The sequence below is a fragment of the Micromonospora sonchi genome, from assembly GCF_014646235.1.
Lineage (GTDB): Bacteria > Actinomycetota > Actinomycetes > Mycobacteriales > Micromonosporaceae > Micromonospora > Micromonospora sonchi.
Genome location: NZ_BMNB01000023.1, coordinates 63,864 through 81,206 on the forward strand (window position 1 = coordinate 63,864; position 17,343 = coordinate 81,206).

15 protein-coding genes and 1 pseudogene are annotated in these 17,343 nt (G+C 69.8%); 5 read left to right on the forward strand and 11 right to left on the reverse strand.

Annotated elements, in window-relative coordinates:
- Positions 1 to 339 precede the first annotated feature (339 nt).
- Positions 340 to 1,053 (forward strand): M23 family metallopeptidase, encoded by a 714-nt coding sequence (locus IEY61_RS22035; RefSeq protein ID WP_189047353.1) that lies wholly within the window; start codon positions 340 to 342, stop codon positions 1,051 to 1,053.
- 275 nt (positions 1,054 to 1,328) lie between these two features.
- Complete coding sequence (locus IEY61_RS22040) at positions 1,329 to 2,147, forward strand: M23 family metallopeptidase (protein ID WP_189047355.1); 819 nt, start codon at positions 1,329 to 1,331, stop codon at positions 2,145 to 2,147.
- A 37-nt stretch (positions 2,148 to 2,184) separates the two neighbouring features.
- On the opposite strand, the gene IEY61_RS22045 is transcribed toward IEY61_RS22040, so the two are convergent.
- The 4 genes from IEY61_RS22045 to pcrA all read right to left on the reverse strand — a co-directional run bounded on the left by IEY61_RS22045 (position 2,185) and on the right by pcrA (position 6,070).
- On the reverse strand, positions 2,185 to 2,724 hold the full coding sequence (locus tag IEY61_RS22045) for a dihydrofolate reductase family protein (protein WP_189047357.1): 540 nt from the start codon (positions 2,722 to 2,724) through the stop codon (positions 2,185 to 2,187).
- A 37-nt stretch (positions 2,725 to 2,761) separates the two neighbouring features.
- Positions 2,762 to 3,226, reverse strand: a complete 465-nt coding sequence (locus IEY61_RS22050; protein WP_189047359.1) for an SRPBCC family protein — start codon at positions 3,224 to 3,226, stop codon at positions 2,762 to 2,764.
- 13 nt (positions 3,227 to 3,239) lie between these two features.
- Positions 3,240 to 3,572, reverse strand: coding sequence for an ArsR/SmtB family transcription factor (locus IEY61_RS22055; protein ID WP_189047361.1), 333 nt, complete (start codon positions 3,570 to 3,572; stop codon positions 3,240 to 3,242).
- Positions 3,573 to 3,658: 86 nt separating this feature from the next.
- A complete protein-coding gene (gene pcrA, locus IEY61_RS22060; protein WP_189047363.1) occupies positions 3,659 to 6,070 on the reverse strand; it encodes a DNA helicase PcrA in 2,412 nt (803 codons plus the stop codon).
- A gap of 292 nt (positions 6,071 to 6,362) precedes the next feature.
- Here pcrA and IEY61_RS22065 point away from each other — a divergent pair, with 292 nt between their 5' ends.
- Positions 6,363 to 6,719 (forward strand): chorismate mutase, encoded by a 357-nt coding sequence (locus IEY61_RS22065; RefSeq protein ID WP_189047412.1) that lies wholly within the window; start codon positions 6,363 to 6,365, stop codon positions 6,717 to 6,719.
- Between the two features lie 155 nt (positions 6,720 to 6,874).
- Here the strand turns inward: IEY61_RS22065 and IEY61_RS22070 are convergent, their stop codons facing one another.
- The 7 genes from IEY61_RS22070 to IEY61_RS22100 all read right to left on the reverse strand — a co-directional run bounded on the left by IEY61_RS22070 (position 6,875) and on the right by IEY61_RS22100 (position 14,986).
- On the reverse strand, positions 6,875 to 7,885 hold the full coding sequence (locus IEY61_RS22070; protein WP_189047365.1) for an ABC transporter ATP-binding protein: 1,011 nt from the start codon (positions 7,883 to 7,885) through the stop codon (positions 6,875 to 6,877).
- Positions 7,878 to 8,912, reverse strand: a complete 1,035-nt coding sequence (locus IEY61_RS22075; protein WP_189047367.1) for an ABC transporter ATP-binding protein — start codon at positions 8,910 to 8,912, stop codon at positions 7,878 to 7,880. The genes IEY61_RS22070 and IEY61_RS22075 overlap by 8 nt, the downstream gene beginning before the upstream one ends.
- Before the next feature lie 6 nt (positions 8,913 to 8,918).
- The gene (locus tag IEY61_RS22080; protein WP_189047369.1) at positions 8,919 to 9,860 is read right to left on the reverse strand and encodes an ABC transporter permease; all 942 of its coding nucleotides are present in this window, start codon (positions 9,858 to 9,860) and stop codon (positions 8,919 to 8,921) included.
- A 69-nt stretch (positions 9,861 to 9,929) separates the two neighbouring features.
- Positions 9,930 to 10,991 (reverse strand): ABC transporter permease, encoded by a 1,062-nt coding sequence (locus IEY61_RS22085; protein ID WP_189047371.1) that lies wholly within the window; start codon positions 10,989 to 10,991, stop codon positions 9,930 to 9,932.
- Between the two features lie 100 nt (positions 10,992 to 11,091).
- Positions 11,092 to 12,723 carry a peptide ABC transporter substrate-binding protein gene (locus IEY61_RS22090; RefSeq protein ID WP_189047373.1) on the reverse strand — a complete coding sequence of 544 codons (1,632 nt, stop codon included), beginning with the start codon at positions 12,721 to 12,723 and terminating at the stop codon, positions 11,092 to 11,094.
- A gap of 311 nt (positions 12,724 to 13,034) precedes the next feature.
- The gene (locus IEY61_RS22095) at positions 13,035 to 13,721 is read right to left on the reverse strand and encodes a response regulator (RefSeq protein WP_189047376.1); all 687 of its coding nucleotides are present in this window, start codon (positions 13,719 to 13,721) and stop codon (positions 13,035 to 13,037) included.
- Entirely contained in the window at positions 13,721 to 14,986 is a 1,266-nt protein-coding gene (locus IEY61_RS22100) for an ATP-binding protein (protein ID WP_189047414.1), read from the reverse strand. The genes IEY61_RS22095 and IEY61_RS22100 overlap by 1 nt, the downstream gene beginning before the upstream one ends.
- 172 nt (positions 14,987 to 15,158) lie before the next feature.
- On the opposite strand from IEY61_RS22100, the gene IEY61_RS22105 reads away from it, so the two are divergent.
- Together IEY61_RS22105 and IEY61_RS31390 are read left to right on the forward strand one after the other, a co-directional pair.
- Positions 15,159 to 16,781 (forward strand): PspC domain-containing protein, encoded by a 1,623-nt coding sequence (locus IEY61_RS22105; RefSeq protein ID WP_229706317.1) that lies wholly within the window; start codon positions 15,159 to 15,161, stop codon positions 16,779 to 16,781.
- Positions 16,778 to 16,966: pseudogene (locus tag IEY61_RS31390) on the forward strand (hypothetical protein); the annotation flags it as partial. The gene IEY61_RS22105 and the pseudogene IEY61_RS31390, both read left to right, overlap by 4 nt.
- Positions 16,967 to 17,343: the final 377 nt, after the last annotated feature.

Genomic DNA, 17,343 nt, shown 5'->3' on the forward strand with positions numbered 1-17,343 from the left:
ACGAACGGTAACCCGCCCGGACGGGGGCGGGAAACGGGGGCGGGAACGGGGGCGGGCCGCGTCAAGCCGGACGACTCCGCCGTTCGGTCAGGGTGCGCGACGAACGGCCGATAACCAGGGCACCCCTCCAGCACTCTGAGCTATGACAATAACGGACGGATTTGGACAGAACGGAGCAGCGAATTCGGCGTTCCGGCTTGTGACTCGACTGGTGGTTGGCTAACGTGTGCACGGTTGTCATCAGGCCTACGGACGGGTGACGACGCGATCAGCCGCCGTTCGGTCCCTGACCTGGGCGCCGGCCGGATCGCATCGGGACCCCGACAACGGAGGGTATGCGTGCGCCAGCGCCTGTCGTCTGAGCCGGATAGATATCGCGGTCGCCGCCGCGTACCCACCCCCCCACGCAGCCGCTACGCGGCGGTCGTCACCACCGCCTTCGTCGGTGCCGGCCTGGTCGCCCTGGGCGCCAGCGCACTGCCGGACGCCAAGGACGTCAGCCCGTCGGTCCTCGACGAGCTGCGGCAGGCCTCGATCAGCAACCAGGGCGCGGCGGACCGCGCCGACTCCGCCGAGCGGGCTTCCCGCGACAGCCGGGTCGGCCCGGAGAGCCAGACCGACACCGGAGCCTGGCTGCTGCCCCTGCAGGGTTACGACTTCAACTCCCCGTACGGCATCCGCTGGGGCAAGCTGCACACGGGCGTCGACCTGGTCGCCCCGGAAGGGACCCCGTTCGTCTCGATCCACGCCGGCACGGTCACCAAGGCCGGCTGGTTCGGCGGGTACGGCAACGCCGTCATCGTCCAGCACGCCGACGGCAGCGAAGCGATCTACGGGCACTCCTCCGCCGTGAGCGTCCGCGAGGGTCAGCAGGTCAAGGCCGGCGACCAGCTCGGCCTGGTCGGCAACACCGGTCACTCGTACGGTTCTCACCTGCACTTGGAGATCCATGTCAAGGGCGAGCCGCTCGACCCGGTGCCGTGGCTGGAGGAACGCGGAGTGGACATCAAGCTACAAGTCGAGGCAATCTACAGCGAGGTAGTCGAGGACTGACGCCTGGTAACGCCCGCTGCCCGCCCGGATCGACCGATCCGGGCGGTTTTCTTGTGCCGCCGGACCAGGAAAGTATCTCAGCTCACAGGCGCGAATGTGGCGCAGGCCATGGCCCACCGTGGACCCCGATCCGGTCAGTCGGCGACAACGACGGACAGACCCGGACGGGGCGCGACGCCCGGCGCCGGCACCCGCACCACCCCGATACCCAGGGCGTACCGGACCGACACCAGGATTTCGACGTCACGTACCACTCGATCCAGTGAGGTCCCGTCGTGCAGGACGACAGCTCCACCCCCAACCGGAAGAACCCCGACGCCCCGGCCCGGCACCGGCGCCGTGCCGGCTCGCGTGACCGTCACCTGGTCAGCCGTGTCGGCTCGCGTGGCCGTCACCTGGTCATCGGTGCGGTCGCCCTGGTCGGGCTCGGCCTCGTCGGGGTCGCCGTGGCCAACCGCGACGACCGTCCCACCCCCAGCCCGGTCGCCCACGACGCGCAGGCCCGGGCCGAGGCCGCCGAGCGCGCCGACCGGTCGGCCCGTGAACCGGCCGCTCCCACCACGCCGGTGAGCCCGACGCAAAGCCCATCGGCGAGTCCGGCCGCCAGCGCCAGCCCGAGCACCAAACCCAGCCCGAAGGCCACCAGGACCGCCAAGGCCACGCCGAAGCCGACCGCGAGCAAGGCACCGAAGGTGTCCTGGGTGATCCCGATGGCCGGTGCCACCATCACCTCGTGCTACGGCCCTCGCTGGGGCACGCTGCACGCCGGCATCGACTTCGCGCTACCCGCCGGCACCCCGGTCCGCGCCGCCTTCGGCGGCACCGTGACCAAGGCCGGCGACATCGGCGACGGGTACGGCATCTCCGTCTTCGTCGACCACGGCAACGGCTACTTCACCCACTACGCCCACCTGAGCACGGCCAGGGTGAGCGTGGGCGACAAGGTCAACACCGGGCAGACCATCGGCCTGGAGGGCTCCACGGGCGACTCGACCGGCCCGCACCTGCACTTCGAGGTGCACCAGGGGCAGATGTGGAACCAGATCGACCCGGCGCCGTTCCTGCGCGCCCGGGGCATCGACGTGGCCTGCTGACCTCCGTCGGCGAATCAGCGGCGACGGAGACGTCTGATCACGTGTCGACTGACACCGGCTCGTAGGTGTGCCGCACCACGCCGTTGCGGAACACCGTGCAGTCCTTGAGGTTCATTCGGATGCGGCCGAGGCCGTGGAATGGGCGGGCCTGCTCGTTCCACACCACCGGGTGGACCCAGAACTGCACCTCATCGACGAGACCGTGCTGGACCAACGCGAAGGCGAACTCGCCACAACCGTAGGTCAGCAGGTTCCCGTCGTGCCGGGTCTTGAACTGGCGCACCTGCTCGACGAGGTCGCCCTTGATGAGCGTCGCGTTCCAGTCGAGCGGCTCGGCCAGGCTGGTTGCGGCGACGTACTTGGGGAGGCTGTTCACCCGGTCGGCGAAGCGGCCGGTGCTCGACATCCAGATGGGGGCGAGGGCCTCGTAGGTCTTGCGGCCGAGCAGCATCGCGTCGGCCAGGTTGAGCTCGTCCTCTGCGGCGGTCTCGTGCTCACCGTTCGGCTCGTACCACCCGATCGACGGACCGATGCTGGCGTCCGCGGACAGCTGGACGCTGATGATTGCCTTGCCCATCAGCCTTGTCTCCTTTCGTGTCGGGGTCCGGCTGTGGTCAGGCGAGCTTCGCGAGGTATGCGGCCAGCGCGTCGTACGACTCGCGGGCGCCGTCGGCCATGCCGGAGGACACCATGTCGTCGCGATCCTGGGTGGTGTCGAACCGGGTGACGCTGGTGACGGTCGTCCTGCCACCTTCCTCCGTCAGTTCCAGGGTCTCCACGCACACGTGCCCGGGCATGCCTTCGCACTCGAACGTCTGGACGATCCGTTCCGGTGCCTGGATCTCCCGGTACTCACCGCGAAACGCGTACTGACCGTCCGGGGCGTGTTCGACGAAGCGGTAGCTGCCACCTGGGCGGAAGTCCATCTCGCAGTCGAGTGGGTTGCCCCGGCCCCACCAGTTCCTGAGGTGCTCACACTTCGCGTGCGCCTCGAACACCAAGGCACGCGGCGCGTCGAACACCCGCACCATCCTGACCTCCAGGTCGGACGGCAGAGTCACCGTCAGGTTGCCGCTCATGTCATTCCTCCTGTCACGTTTCAGGCTGCTGGAGCTGTCGCAGGTATTCGCCCAACGTGTCGTACCGCTGTTCCCAGAACCGCTGGTAGCCGGCGACCCAGTCGGCCACCTCACGCAGCGGCTCCGCGTCGAGACGGCACGGCCGCCACTGCGCCTCCCTGCCACGGCTGATCAACCCGGCCCGCTCCAGCACCTTCAGATGCTTCGAGACGGCCTGGAGGCTGATCGGGAACGGCTCGGCGATCTGGTTGACCGTCGCCTCACCGTCGGCAAGGCGGGCCAGGATGGCCCGCCTTGTGGGGTCGGCGAGTGCGGCGAAGACCTCGCTGAGCCGATCCACTGCCACTCCTTCTCAACCGTCTGGTTGATTAACCTACAGGTTGAATATGGCCCGCCGCTGCGCCTCGTGTCAAGCCCTCCAGGAAATGACCGTCAGAGCTTCTCGATCGGGGCGTGCCGCAGCACCAGCCACAGTGTCTGGTCGCCGAAGTCGATCTGCGCCCGCGCGCCGGGGCCGTGGCCCTCCACGGTCACCACCCGGCCCAGTCCGTACCGCTGGTGGTTCACCCGGTCCCCGGCCGTCACCTTCGGGCCCTGGGGAAGCTCGCTGGCGGTGGCCAGCCGGCTGCCGTCCACGCCGAGCTTCCGCGCCAGCTGGGTGGCCCTGGGCGTGCCGCCGGTGAAGGCGCCGCCGCTCACCCGCTCGGCGCGACCACCCACGCCGCCACCGGCACCACCCCATGAGGTGTACGACCCCTCGGTCCGCTCCCAGCGAACCAGCTCGGGCGGCAACTCCTCGACGAACCGGGACGGCGGATTGTAGGCCGGCTGCCCCCAGGCCGAGCGGGTCACCGCCCGGGAGAGGTAGAGCCGCTGCCGGGCCCGGGTGATGCCGACGTACGCCAGCCGCCGCTCCTCCTCCAACTCCCGGGTGTCGCCCAGCGAGCGCAGGTGCGGGAAGACGCCGTCCTCGAGGCCGGTCAGGAAGACCACCGGGAACTCCAGGCCCTTCGCGGTGTGCAGCGTCATCAGGGTGACCACACCCGGGTAGGGCTGGGCATCATCTGCCTCGGCACCGTCAGGTGCCGAGCCGGGCTGCGCAGGGATCTGGTCGGCGTCGGCGACCAGCGCGACCTGCTCCAGGAATCCCGCCAGGGTGGCCTGCTGGCCCTCCACGGCCGTGGCCTCGACCCGTTCGGTGTACTCGCGGGCGACACTGACCAGCTCCTGGAGGTTGTCGAGCCGCCCGGCGTCCTGCGGGTCGAGGCTCTCCTCCAGTTCGGTCAGGTACCCCGAGCGGGTCAGCACCGCCTCCAGCACCTCCTCGGGAGTGCCGTCGGCGGCCAACTCCCGAACGGAGTCGAGCAGCGCGACGAACTCGGCGATGCCGTTGGCCGCCCGGGTGGAGATGCCCGGCGCGTTCCTGGCCTGCCGCAGCGCCGCGCCGAAGGAGATCCGGTCGCGGCTGGCCAGCGCCTCCACGCACGCCTCGGCGCGCTCGCCGATGCCCCGCCGGGGCGTGTTGAGGATCCGCCGGAGGTTGACCGTGTCGTCGTCGTTGACCACCGCGCGCAGGTAGGCCAGCGCGTCGCGGACCTCCTTGCGCTCGTAGAAGCGCACCCCGCCGACGACCTTGTACGGCAGGCCGACCCGGATGAACACCTCTTCGAAGACCCGGGACTGCGCGTTGGTGCGGTAGAAGATCGCCACGTCACCCGGGCGGGCCTCCCCCGCGTCGACCAGCCGGTCGATCTCCCGGGTCACCCAGTCCGCCTCGGCGTGCTCGGTGTCGGCCACGTAGGCGACGATCGGCTCGCCGGCACCGGCGTCGCTCCACAGCCGCTTCGGCTTGCGGGAGGTGTTGCGGTCGATCACCGCGTTCGCCGCGTTCAGGATGGTCTGCGTGGAGCGGTAGTTCTGCTCCAGCAGGATGGTGCGGGCGTCGGTGAAGTCGCGCTCGAACTCGAGAATGTTGCGGATCGTCGCGCCCCGGAAGGCGTAGATCGACTGGTCGGCGTCGCCGACCACGCACAGCTCCGCCGGTTCGAGCCCCTCGGTGCCGGAGACCAGCTCCTTGATCAGGACGTACTGCGCGTGGTTGGTGTCCTGGTACTCGTCGACCAGCACGTGCCGGAACCGGCGACGGTAGGTCTCGGCGACGTGCGGGTGCGACTGGAGCAGGTGCACCGTCGTCATGATCAGGTCATCGAAGTCGAGCGCGTGCGCCTCGCGCAGCCGTCGCTGGTAGAGCGTGTACGCCTCGGCCAGCGCCCGCTCGTTGGGCCCGTTGGCCCGGGCCGCGAAGGTCTCCGGGTCGACCAGCTCGTTCTTCAGGTTGGAGACCTGGGCGGCCAGGCCGCGCGCCGGGTAGCGCTTCGGGTCCAGGTCGAGTTCGCGGGCGACCAACTGCATCAGCCGACGCGAGTCGTCGGCGTCGTAGATCGAGAACGTCGACTTCAGGCCGGCGTGCCCGTGCTCGGCCCGCAGGATCCGTACGCAGGCGGAGTGGAAGGTGGAGACCCACATCAGCCGGGCGCGCGGACCGACCAGGGCGGCCACCCGCTCCTTCATCTCGCCGGCGGCCTTGTTGGTGAAGGTGATCGCGATGATCTCGCCGGGGTGCACGTCCCGCGCGGCGAGCAGGTACGCGATCCGGTGGGTCAGCACCCGGGTCTTGCCGGAACCGGCGCCGGCGACGATCAGCAGCGGCGAACCAGCGTGGGTGACCGCGTCCCGCTGCGGGCCGTTGAGGCCCTCGACCAGCTCCAGCGGATCGAGGCGGCCGGGCACGGTCCGGTGCGCCGGGGCGGACTCGGACGGGGAAATTTCAAAGAGAGGATGCATCGCAAGCCGAGTCTATGCCGTAAGGAGAGGCCCCCTATTAACGCCTCCGGTAGAGGAAGGGGCCCTTGTTAACACTTCCCTTGCGCGCCACCCGGCCGGGCGGCATACTCGACGACGTGTTCGATCAGCGCTGCTACTTTTTCTACGGCACCGGGAGTCCGGCTGCCGTGGGTCGCACCTGATCGACAAGACCTGCCAAAGCCCCGGGCTCCTCGGAGTCCGGGGCTTTCTCGTCCCGGGATCCGGGCACCGGGCACCAGACCCTGAAAGGTACCCGAAGATGACAGACGTGATGGAGCAGAGCGGCGCCCCGGCCGGACCCGACGTGACCTCGAACGGCGGCGGCCCGGCCGGTGGCCCCGGGGCCGAGTCGACCAACCCGGGCACCGGCACCACGGAGCCGGGCGCCGCCGCCCGGATCGCCGAGATCCGGGTACGGATCGACGAGATCGACCGCGCCCTCATCGAGCTGTGGCAGGAGCGGGCCGAGCTGTCCCGCGAGGTCGGTACGACCCGGATGGCCTCCGGCGGCACCCGACTCGTGCTCTCCCGTGAGCAGGAGATCCTGGAACGCTTCCGCTCCGCTCTCGGCGCCGACGGCGTCCAGCTCGCCCTGCTGCTCCTGCGGGCCGGCCGCGGCCCGCTCTGATCACCGCGTCGCGGGCCGGGCGCCGGCCAGCCGGGGCACAGCACAGGACCGGGGCGCCGGCCGTTGATGACGGCCGACGCCCCGGATCATTGAGGAGGCACTACCTTCACCGCCGCTCCCGGTACGGATGGTCGGGGTCGACGGCGTCTGTGGGGCTACTCCGTCGCGTGCACCACGTCGCGTACCTCGGCGAAGTGGCAGGCGCTCGGGTGGCCGGACTTCTCCCGGATCTGAAGGAGCGGCTCCTGCTCGGCGCAGATGTCCTGGGCTTTCCAGCAGCGGGTGCGGAATCGGCAGCCCGACGGCGGATCGGCCGGCGACGGCACATCGCCGGTCAGCACGATCTGGTCCCGCTGCCCGCGCAGCTTCGGGTCGGGCACCGGCACCGCCGACAGCAGCGCCTGGGTGTACGGGTGGGTGGGGGTCTCGTAGATCTCGTCCTCGGTCCCGATCTCCACGATCTTCCCGAGGTACATGACCGCGACCCGGTCGGCGATGTGCCGGACCACCGACAGGTCGTGGGCGATGAAGATGTACGACAGGCCCAGCTCGTTCTGGAGCTTCTCCAGCAGGTTGATCACCTGCGCCTGGATGGAGACGTCCAGCGCGGACACCGGCTCGTCACAGAGGATGATCTCCGGGTTGAGCGCCAGCGCCCGGGCGATGCCGATGCGCTGCCGCTGACCGCCGGAGAACTGGTGCGGGTAGCGGTTGATGTGATCGGGGTTGAGACCGACCAGCTCCAGCAGCTCCTGCACCTTGGCCCGCCGCTTGGCCTTGGGCACCACGTCCGGGTGCACCTCGAACGGCTCACCGATGATGTCGCCGACGGTCATCCGCGGGTTCAGCGAGGTGTACGGGTCCTGCATCACCAGCTGGATGTTGCGCCGGCCCCGGCGCCGCTCCTCGGCGCCGACCCTGGACATGTTCTTGCCCTGCACGAACAGGTCACCGGAGGTCGGCGTCTCCAACCCGACCAGCATCCGGGCCAGCGTCGACTTGCCGCAGCCGGACTCGCCCACGATGCCGAGCGTCTCGCCCCGGCGCAGCTCCAGGTTGATCCCGTCGACCGCACGCACCGCGCCGTACTGCTTCTTGAAGACGACCCCCCGGGTCAGCGGGAAGTGCTTGACCAGGTTCCTGGTCTCCAGCACCAGATCACTCATCGCCCTTGACCTCCTTCCAGAAGTGGCAGGCGGCCGTCCGGCTCGGCGACACCTGGTACAACGGCGGCACCGGGTCCTCGCGGCAGACCTCCTGCGTGTACCGGCACCGGGGGTTGAAGGCGCAACCCGGCGGGATGTTGGTCAGTGCCGGCGGCAGGCCCTTGATCGCGCTGAGTTCCTGGCCCTTGAGGTCCAGGCGCGGGATCGACTCCAGCAGGCCCTTGGTGTACGGGTGAGCCGGGCTGGCGTAGATGTCGTCCACGCCGGCTTCCTCGATGACCCGGCCGGCGTACATGACCGAGATCCGGTCCGCCACGTCGGCCACCACACCCATGTCGTGGGTGATCAGCACCAGGCCCATGTTCCGTTCCCGCTGCAGCTCGGCCAGCAGCGCCATGATCTGGGCCTGCACGGTCACGTCCAGCGCGGTGGTCGGCTCGTCGGCGATCAGCACCTCGGGGTCGAGGGCCAGCGCCATCGCGATCATGACCCGCTGCCGCATGCCGCCGGAGAACTGGTGCGGGTAGTCGTTCACCCGCTGCCGGGCCGCCGGAATCTTGACCAGGTCGAGCAGTTCGACGGCGCGCGCCTTGGCGTCCTGGCGGGACATCCCGCGATGCATGCGGAACAGCTCGGCGAGCTGGAAACCGACGGTGAAGACCGGGTTCAGCGCGGAGAGCGCGTCCTGGAAGATCATCGCGATCCGGTTGGCCCGCACCTTGCGGCGTTCGGACTCCGGCAGCTTGAGCAGGTCGACGCCGCGGTAGAGGATCTCCCCACCGGTGACGAAGCCGGGCGGGCTGTCCAGGATGCCCATGATCGCCTGAGCGGTCACGCTCTTGCCGCAGCCGGATTCGCCGAGGATCGCCCGGGTCTCGCCGGCCCGAAGGTCGAAGCTCACTCCGTTGACGGCGTGCGCGATCCCGTTGCGGGTGCGGAACTCCACGTGCAGGTCCTTGACCTGCAGCGGCAGCGCGTTCGGGTCGACGCCCGCCAGCGCTTCCATCTTGACGTTCACATCAGTCATGACGGCTCACCGGAACTTCGGGTCGAGGGCGTCACGCAGGGCGTCACCCATGAGGATGAAGGACAGCACCGTGCCCACGAGCAGACCACAGGGGAAGAGCAACAGCCACGGGTCCTCCAGGAAGTAGACCTGGTGGGTGCTGATCATGATGCCCCAGGACTGTGCGGGCGGCTGCAGTCCGACGCCGAGGTAGGTCAGCGTCGCCTCGGCGGCGACGAACGAACCGAGCACGATGGTGGCGTACACCAGCATCGGGGCGATCGCGTTGGGCAGGATGTGCCGGAACATCACCCGCCCGTTGCGGGCACCGACCGCCTTCGCGGCCTGCACGTAGTCCAGGTCCTTCGAGGAGATCACGCTGCCTCGGATGATCCGGGCGATCACCGGCCAGGTCAGCAGGAACAGCACCATGGCGATGGTGAACTCGTTCTGCCGCTTGATGACGGTCAGGAAGACGATCGCGCCGAGCAGGAACGGCAGCGACAGGAAGACGTCCATCACCCGGGAGATGATCGTGTCGACCCAGCCGCCGTAGTAGCCGGCGAGCAGGCCGAGCGAACCACCAATGATGATCATCGTACCGGTGGCCATGATCGCGATGATCATCGAAGGCCGGGCGCCGTAGATGGCGTGCGAGTAGTAGTCGCACCCGAGAATGTCGGTGCCGAACACGTGCTCGCCGCCCGGGGAGAGCCGGGACCGGTCGGTGGTGCAGTCCCGAGGGTCCTGACCGGTCCACAGCTTCGGAAACGCCGCCATGGAGCCGACCGCGAGAATGTAGAGACAGGAGAGCACGAAGACCGGGTCGCGCACCAACTGCCGCCGGGCGTCCGCCCACAGGCTCGCGCTGCGCTCCCTCCCGCCGGTGGCCGGTTGGTCCGGCAGCGGACCGCCGGCGCCGACCGGTCCGCCGCCGACCGCCGTGCCTGCGCTCGTCAGATCACTCATGCCGACACCTCGTTTCGCTCTGGCCTGCCGTGGGCGGGGATCTCCCGCCGGTCACTTGCCGCGATGCCGTCACTCATAGCGGATCCTCGGGTCGAGTACGGCGTACAGAATGTCGACCAGCAGGTTGGCGAGCAGGACGACCAGCACCAGCATGGTCACCACGCCGATCACCACCGACGACTCGCCGGTTCGGGCGGACATCGTCACCAGCCGACCGATGCCGGGCACGTTGAAGATCGTCTCAGTGACCACGGCGCCGGCCATGGCCGCGCCGATGTCGACACCGAGGAAGGTGATCACCGGGATCAGCGAGTTACGCAGCGTGTGTACGCCGATGACCCGCTTGTTGGTCAGCCCCTTGGCCTTGGCCGTGCGCACGTAGTCGGCCCGGACGTTCTCCATGATGCTGGTCCGGGTGAGCCGGGCGGTGGTGGCGAGCGAGACCGAGCCGAGCACCATGCCTGGGATGATCAGGCTGGCGAGGGGGTAGTCGGGCTTGAACACGGGGCTGAACACCCCGACGGAGATCAGGTCCGGGATCCAGTCCTGCCCGCGCAGCACGTTGCCGAACTTGACCCCGACGAACTCCCGCACCACCAGGCCGAGCACGAAGATCGGCACCGAGATGACGAAGACCGTGCTGATCTTCACCATGTAGTCGAGGAAGCTGCCGCCGCGCAGACCCGCCAGCACACCCGCCGCGATGCCGACGACCGCCTCGAAGACGATCGCGATCACCAGCAGCTTGAGGGTGAACGGGATGGCGTTCGCGACCAGGTCGGTGACCTCCTGCTGGCGCAGGTTGATGCCGAAGTCGAAGTTGAAGAAGATGCCGTGGAGACGGTCGAAGAAGAGGCCGAGCTCGTAGCCCGAGCCCAGCAGGCCTCCGCCGTCCTCGGCCGCACGCCAGAGGCATGGGTCGCCCTTACGGTCCAGGCAGGGGTCGCCGTAGCCGAGCCGCTCGGTGATGGCTTGCAGCAGCGCGGGCGGTGGGGTCCGGTCACCGAAGAGCGCCCGCACCGGGTTTCCGCTGAACTGGATCGCCAGCGAGGTGATGTAGTGAAGCAAGAACATGGTGCCCAGCACAGTCGGGATGAACTGGAGCAACCGTCGGATGACGTAGCGCCCCATCTCGGGGTCTCCTCTCGGCGCTGACGTGGCGGCAACGATCACCCTGGTGGGGTGACCGTTGCCGCCACGTCGTGTTACGGCTGGATCAGGAGGTCGATGCTCAGTTCTTCTTCAGCGAGGTCGCACCGTAGTCGGCGTCCGCGACCTTGTTCCAAACGAACTGGTCCACGTTCTCGCTGTAGACCGCCCCTTCCTTGCGCCACCACATCGGGATGACCGGCAGTTCCTCGCCCAGGATGTCCTCCGCCTTCTGGTACGACGGGATGGCAGCCTGCATCGACTCGGCCGCGTCGCCCTCCTTCAGCAGGGCGTCGACCTCGGCGTTGCTGTAGCCCGCGTTGTTGCTGCCCGCGCCCGTGCCGTACAGCGGGTACAGGAAGGTCTCCAGGAACGGGTAGTCCGGGCCCCAGCCGAGCCGGAACGGACCGGTGAACTTCTTCTTGTCCGCGGTCTCCAGGTACTCGGCGAACTGCAGGTTGACCTTCAGCTCGTAGTCGATGTCCAGCGCGGCCTTGATCTGGTCACCGACCGCCTGCAGCCACTGGTCGTGGCCGGCACCGGCGTTGGCCCACAGGATCAGCTTCTTGCCGGCCGGCCAGCCGCCGGCCTCGGCGAGCAGCTGCTTCGCCTTGTCGACGTCCTTGCTGCAGTACTGGCAGACGTTCTCCCGGGCACCCTCGAAGCTCGGGGCGACGAAGCCGGTGGCCGGAGCGTTCCGGCCGTCGAAGACGGCGTCGATGATGGACTGGCGGTCGATCGACAGGGAGAGGGCCTGGCGGATCCGCTTGTCCTTGAAGTCGTCGTTGTAGGTCGGGAAGCCGACGTAGGTGAAGCTGTCACCGGCCATCTCGAACATCCGGTCGCCGTACTGCTGCTTGGCCTCCTTGTAGCGGGCCGGCGGCAGGGTGTACATCACGTCCAGCTCGTTGGCCTGGAAGGCGGCGTATCCGCCGTCGACGTCCGCGAAGATGCGGTACTCGATGCGGTCCGGCTTGCCGGGCTCGCCCTTCCAGCTGTCGCTGCGGACCACGTTGATCGCAACGTTGTGCTGCCAGCTGCCGTCCATCTTGTACGGGCCGTTGCCGATCGGGGTCTCGTTGCACTTGGCGATGTCGTCGACACACGCCTGGGCCATCGGGAAGAAGCCCGGGTAGCCGATCGTGGTCGGGAAGCCGGAGAAGGGAGCGTCCAGCTCGACGGTGAAGGTGAGGTCGTCGACCTTCTTCAGGCCGGAGAGCTCCTTGGTCGCCGGCTCCGGGGCCTTCTTCGGGCCGTCGCCGTCCGGGTCCTCGGGCTGGAGGTCCTTGACGCCGACGATCCGCTTCATGAAGTAGCCGTTGTTCTGGGCGTTCGGCCCGTAAGCGGCGTAGTTCCACGACCGGATGAAGGCGTCGGCGTTGACCGGCTCGCCGTTGTCGAAGGTGTAGCCGCTCTTGATCTTGATCTTCCAGAGCTTCTGGTCGGCCGACTCGACCGACTCCGCCAGGTCCATCTCGACCGCGGAGGTATCGGCGTTGTACTTGACCAGACCGCGATACAGCTGGCGGATCACGTACAGCGACGGCTCGTCGTCACCACCGGAGGGCGTCAGGAACGCCGGCTCCGCGTTGTAGACGCGCAGCGTGCCGCCGGCCTGGCCGGCGTTGTCGCTGTCGCCACCGCTGCCACAGGCAGTGGCCAACATGGCGGTGGCGGTCGCTGCGACCGCCACCTTCAGGAATTTCCCGCGCATGGGAGTGCCTCCTCAGGGCGCTCGGCTCACGAGGGGGTGTGAGTGCCTGCCACTGTGACACCCAATGCGCCCAAGCCGAAAGGCGTGTTATCAAGCCGATACCCGCCCGGGACGGGGTCGACATCCACCCGGAGTCGATTTCACGGCCCGCCGGATGCATGGTATGAGCTGCCCGTCAACGGATTTTTACGCCTGAACGGCCGATTGGCAGGACGGCACCGGCGATCACCTCGACAACCCGGACCAGAACGTGATTCGCACCACTCTGCCCAGCATGCTATCCGGCCGGACAGGTGGATTCCAGCCGGGAGTCACACCAACCGTCGATCCGCCGCCCACCTGGACAGTTCGTACCGGTTGGACATCTGAAGCTTGCGGAGCACGTTGGAGACGTGCGTCTCGACCGTCTTGATCGAGATGTACAGCTCCCGGGCGATCTCCTTGTACGCGTACCCCCGGGCGAGCAGCCGCAGCACCTCGCGTTCCCGGTTGGTCAACTGGTCCAGCTCAGGGTCGGCGACCGGCGCGTCCGGACGGGCCGCGAAGGCGTCCAGCACGAACCCGGCCAGCCGCGGGCTGAACACCGCGTCACCGTCGGCCACCCGGCGGATCGCCGCAGCCAGCTCGTCCGGCGAGATCGTCTTGGTGACGTAACCCCGGGCGCCGGCCCGGATCAGCCCGATCACGTCCTCGGCGGCGTCGGAGACGCTGAGCGCCAGGAAGCGCACCTGGGGGTGGCTGCGCCGCATCGCCTCCAGCACCGCCCGGCCGCCGCCGTCGGGCATGTGCACGTCGAGCAGGACGACGTCCGGTCCGGTGGCCGCGATTCGGGTGATCGCCTCGGCCACCGTGCTCGCCTCGCCCACCACCTCGACGTGCGCGCCCAACTCGGCGCGTACGCCCGCGCGGAACATGGCGTGGTCGTCGACCAGGAACACCCGTAGCCGCTCCGGCCCGGTGCCCGCCGGTTCGACCGGTCGCGTGGACTGCTCGGCCATCATCTGTCCCTTTCCGCCGTGGCCGAGTCCCGGCTGATCGGCAGGATCAACCGGACCTCGGTCCCCTCCCCCGGCCGGGAGCGGATCTCCGCCCGGCCGCCGTGCCGCTTCATCCGCCCGACGATCGAGCCCCGCACGCCGTGCCGGTGATGTTCCACCGTATCCGGGTCGAAACCCGCGCCCCGGTCCCGCACGAAGACACTCACCTGCTCGGGCTCCACCTCGGCGTACAACGAGACGGTCTGCACCCCGGCGTGCCGCGCGGCGTTGACCAAGGCCTCACGGGCCGCGGCGACCAGCGCGCCGACCCGCTCGTCGGTCTCCCGGTCGCCGACCACCACGGCTTCGACGGTGATCGCGAAGGTGTCCTCCACCTCGGCGGCGGCCTGCTCCAGCGCCGCCGCGAAACGTTCGGTCGGGGACGCGGTGGGCTTGTAGAGCCAGTTACGCAGCGACCGCTCCTGGCCACGGGCAAGTCGCTGCACGGTCTTCACGTCGTTGGCGTTGCGTTGGATCAACGCGAGGGTGTGCAGCACCTGGTCGTGCACCATCGCCGCCAGCTCGGCCCGCTCCTGCTCGCGGATGCGTCCCTCGCGCTCCGAACGGAGCTGGTTCCAGGTCCGCCAGAGCACCGGCGCGGCCACCACTCCGACGCCCGCCAGCCCGACCAGCGCGAAGATGATCCCGTTGACCACGGCATCCAGGTTCTGCGCCGGGGAGTAGACGGCGGCGACGCCGATTATGCCGACCGCGACCAGCACCCCGCCGCCGACGAAGCGGAGCACGAACGCCCGCCGGTCGCTCTCCTCGATCACCGCGCCGAGCCAGGGCACCGGCATCGACTCGCCCCACTGGCGCCGCCGCTCCGGCGCCGACTGGTGCCAGATCACCCCGGCGCCGACCGCGATGATGGCGACCAGCCAGCCCGCGGTGCCGGCCGCGCCGATCGAGTCGAAGACCAGGACCTGAAGCAGGAGTACGCCGAGCCCGATCGCGACGAACGGGAGCAGTTGCCCGATGTCCCGGCGGGGCGGTACGGCGGTGTCGCCGGGGCGTACCGGGACCACGGCCCAGAAGGCCGCGTAGAGCAGCAGGCCGAGCCCGCTCAGCCCGAGCAGCACCATGAAGGCGACCCGAACCCGGAGCACCGGGACGCCGAGATGCTCGGCGATGCCGGCGGCCACCCCGGCTGCCATCCGGTGCTCGGCAGCGCGGTAGAGGCGGGGTGGTTGGCTGACGGCGCTGATCGTGGGCTCCCTGGTCAGGACGGGTCGGGGCGGACGGCGGTCGAGGTTGCGGCCCGGTCCCGATAGTCACACGTGGCGTGGCCGCCCGACCACGGGGACGCCCCGGACATTCCGGCGGGCCGGATCTCAGGGTGGGGTCAGGGTCGCCTCCGGAGGACGCTCGGGCCCTGCGCGCAGCAGGATCGGAGACATGACCGACGATGCTGCTGCGCGGCCGGGTCCGACGGAACCGGAGCGGACTCCGCAGACACCGGCCACGCCCGGATCGCCCGCTGCCCCGGAAGACCCCGGGGCGCCGATCGGCGGTCGGCCGCCCACCGAGGAGACGGCGGCCCCACCACCGCGAGCGGACGGCCCGCCACCACGAGCGGACGGCCCGCCACCGGGAACCGGACCGGGTACGGCCTTCGGCGGCGCCGGCTTCACCTCGCGGTACGGGCTCATCCGCCCCCGCGACGGCCGGTACCTGGCCGGCGTGTGCGCCGCCGTCGGTCGGGCCACCAACACCGACCCGGTGCTCTGGCGGGTGTTGCTCGCGGTGCTGGGCTTCTTCGGCGGCGTCGGGGTCCTGGTCTACGTCGCCGCCTGGCTGATCATCCCGAACGAGGGCGACAGTGCCTCGCCGGTCGAGTCCATGCTGGGCCGCGGTCGCTCCAGCATGTCCCCGGTCACCGTGATCGTGCTCAGCATCCTGGTGGCGGTGGGTTTCGGCTACATCGTCACCGACGCGTTCCGCGCGGTGCTGCTCGGCGCGGCCATCCTGGTCGGCGGCGCGCTGCTGCTCAACCGCCAGCGAGTGGGAGCACGGCCCGGCGAGCCACCGACCGCGTCAGCGGGCGCAGCGACCGGCCCGGTGCCACCGGGCACGCCGCCCGGCCCGGTGCCGCCGGTCAGCTATCCCGCCCCGACCGCGTACCCGCCGCCGTACCCCGGATTCGTCGCCGCCCCGGCCGCGACCGCCTTCCCGCCGTACGCCCCGACCCCGCACGTCCCGCCGCCCGGAACCCCGGTTGCCGGCCCGTCCGAGGAGCCCACCCTGAACCTGCCCCCGGCACCGTGGCCGTCGGCCGGCCCCCCGGCCGCGCCGCTCGGCCCACCGGTCTACCGTCCCCCGTTCGCCCCGCACGGTCCGTACGCCAGCCAGGGCATGCCGGTTCCACCGCCGGCCAGGCCCACACCGCCGAAGCCGCCCAAGAAGCCCCGCGAACGCTCCGCCCTCGGCGCGGTGACCTTCTCGTTGATCTTCGTCGCCCTGGGGGTGGTCGGGATCCTCGACCTGCTCGACGTGTTCGGGGTCGGCGCCTCCGCCTACTTCGCCACAGCGCTCGCCGTGATCGGTCTCGGCCTGCTGGTGGGCACCTGGTTCGGCCGGGCCCGCTGGCTGATCGCCCTCGGCCTGGTGACCGCCGCCGCGCTGGGCGTGGCCACCATCGCCGAGTCGTACGACCGGGTCCGCGGGGTGGACGGCGCGGTGACCTGGTCGCCGGCCAACCACCGGGAGCTCGCCGTGCGGTACGAGCAGAGCTTCGCCGACGCGGTGCTCGACCTGCGCGCGATCGACTTCGACCAGCAGGACATCGAGATCAGTGTCGTCATCAACTTCGGCGAGGCCACCGTGGTGGTGCCGCCGAACGTGGACGTCACCACCGTGGCGCATATCGCCGCCGGTGACGTCAAGATCTTCGGCCACCGCGCCAGCGGCCTGGACAACCGGCTCGCGGAAACCGTCGACCTCGGAGCGGACGGGGCCGGCGGCGGAAAGCTACGCCTGGACCTGCACGTCAACGCCGGACACATGGAGGTGACCCGGTGAGGGTCCATCGCACCGACCTGGTGTCGTTCGCCTTCGGGCTGCTCTTCCTCACGTTCGCCGCCTGGTGGCTGCTCGCCCAGATGCTCGGCCTCGTCCTGCCGCCGGTCGGCTGGTTCCTGGCCGGCGGGTTGATCCTGATCGGCGGGCTCGGCCTGGTCGGCGCACTGCGCTCCAGCCGCTACGCAACCCAGCCGGAGACGCCCAAGTCAACGACGCCCCAGCCGGAGACGCCCAAGTCAACGATGCCCCAGCCGGAGACGCCCGAGCCGAACGCGGCCGACCTCTCCCGGTCGGAGGAGTCCGCCCCCGAGCCGGACCCCACGTCCTGGCCGGGTGCCGAGCGTACGCTCGATTTGTCCAGCGAGGACGAGCCGCCCCCGCCGGGGCAGCGGGGCTCGGCGGCCTGACCATGCGGTAGCCGTGACCGGCCGCCTATGCTGGCCGGAGCGCCTTGGCCCGCGCCGGCCGGGCACGCGGCATCCCTCGCGGGTCGACCGGCTCGCGCGGGCCGCCTGCGGCGGGCCGACCCCGCCGGGCGGTGCTCTCGCGTCAATCGCCTCTA

What these genes read in the sequence shown, in the direction of transcription:
- IEY61_RS22045 (WP_189047357.1), bottom strand. Translation starts at nt 2,724, where the DNA reads ATGGGCAAGGCAATCATCAGCGTCCAGCTGTCCGCGGACGCCAGCATC.
- IEY61_RS22050 (WP_189047359.1), bottom strand. Translation starts at nt 3,226, where the DNA reads ATGAGCGGCAACCTGACGGTGACTCTGCCGTCCGACCTGGAGGTCAGG.
- pcrA (WP_189047363.1), bottom strand. Translation starts at nt 6,070, where the DNA reads ATGCATCCTCTCTTTGAAATTTCCCCGTCCGAGTCCGCCCCGGCGCAC.
- IEY61_RS22065 (WP_189047412.1), top strand. Translation starts at nt 6,363, where the DNA reads ATGGAGCAGAGCGGCGCCCCGGCCGGACCCGACGTGACCTCGAACGGC.
- IEY61_RS22070 (WP_189047365.1), bottom strand. Translation starts at nt 7,885, where the DNA reads ATGAGTGATCTGGTGCTGGAGACCAGGAACCTGGTCAAGCACTTCCCG.
- IEY61_RS22075 (WP_189047367.1), bottom strand. Translation starts at nt 8,912, where the DNA reads ATGACTGATGTGAACGTCAAGATGGAAGCGCTGGCGGGCGTCGACCCG.
- IEY61_RS22080 (WP_189047369.1), bottom strand. Translation starts at nt 9,860, where the DNA reads ATGAGTGATCTGACGAGCGCAGGCACGGCGGTCGGCGGCGGACCGGTC.
- IEY61_RS22085 (WP_189047371.1), bottom strand. Translation starts at nt 10,991, where the DNA reads ATGGGGCGCTACGTCATCCGACGGTTGCTCCAGTTCATCCCGACTGTG.
- IEY61_RS22090 (WP_189047373.1), bottom strand. Translation starts at nt 12,723, where the DNA reads ATGCGCGGGAAATTCCTGAAGGTGGCGGTCGCAGCGACCGCCACCGCC.
- IEY61_RS22095 (WP_189047376.1), bottom strand. Translation starts at nt 13,721, where the DNA reads ATGGCCGAGCAGTCCACGCGACCGGTCGAACCGGCGGGCACCGGGCCG.
- IEY61_RS22105 (WP_229706317.1), top strand. Translation starts at nt 15,159, where the DNA reads ATGACCGACGATGCTGCTGCGCGGCCGGGTCCGACGGAACCGGAGCGG.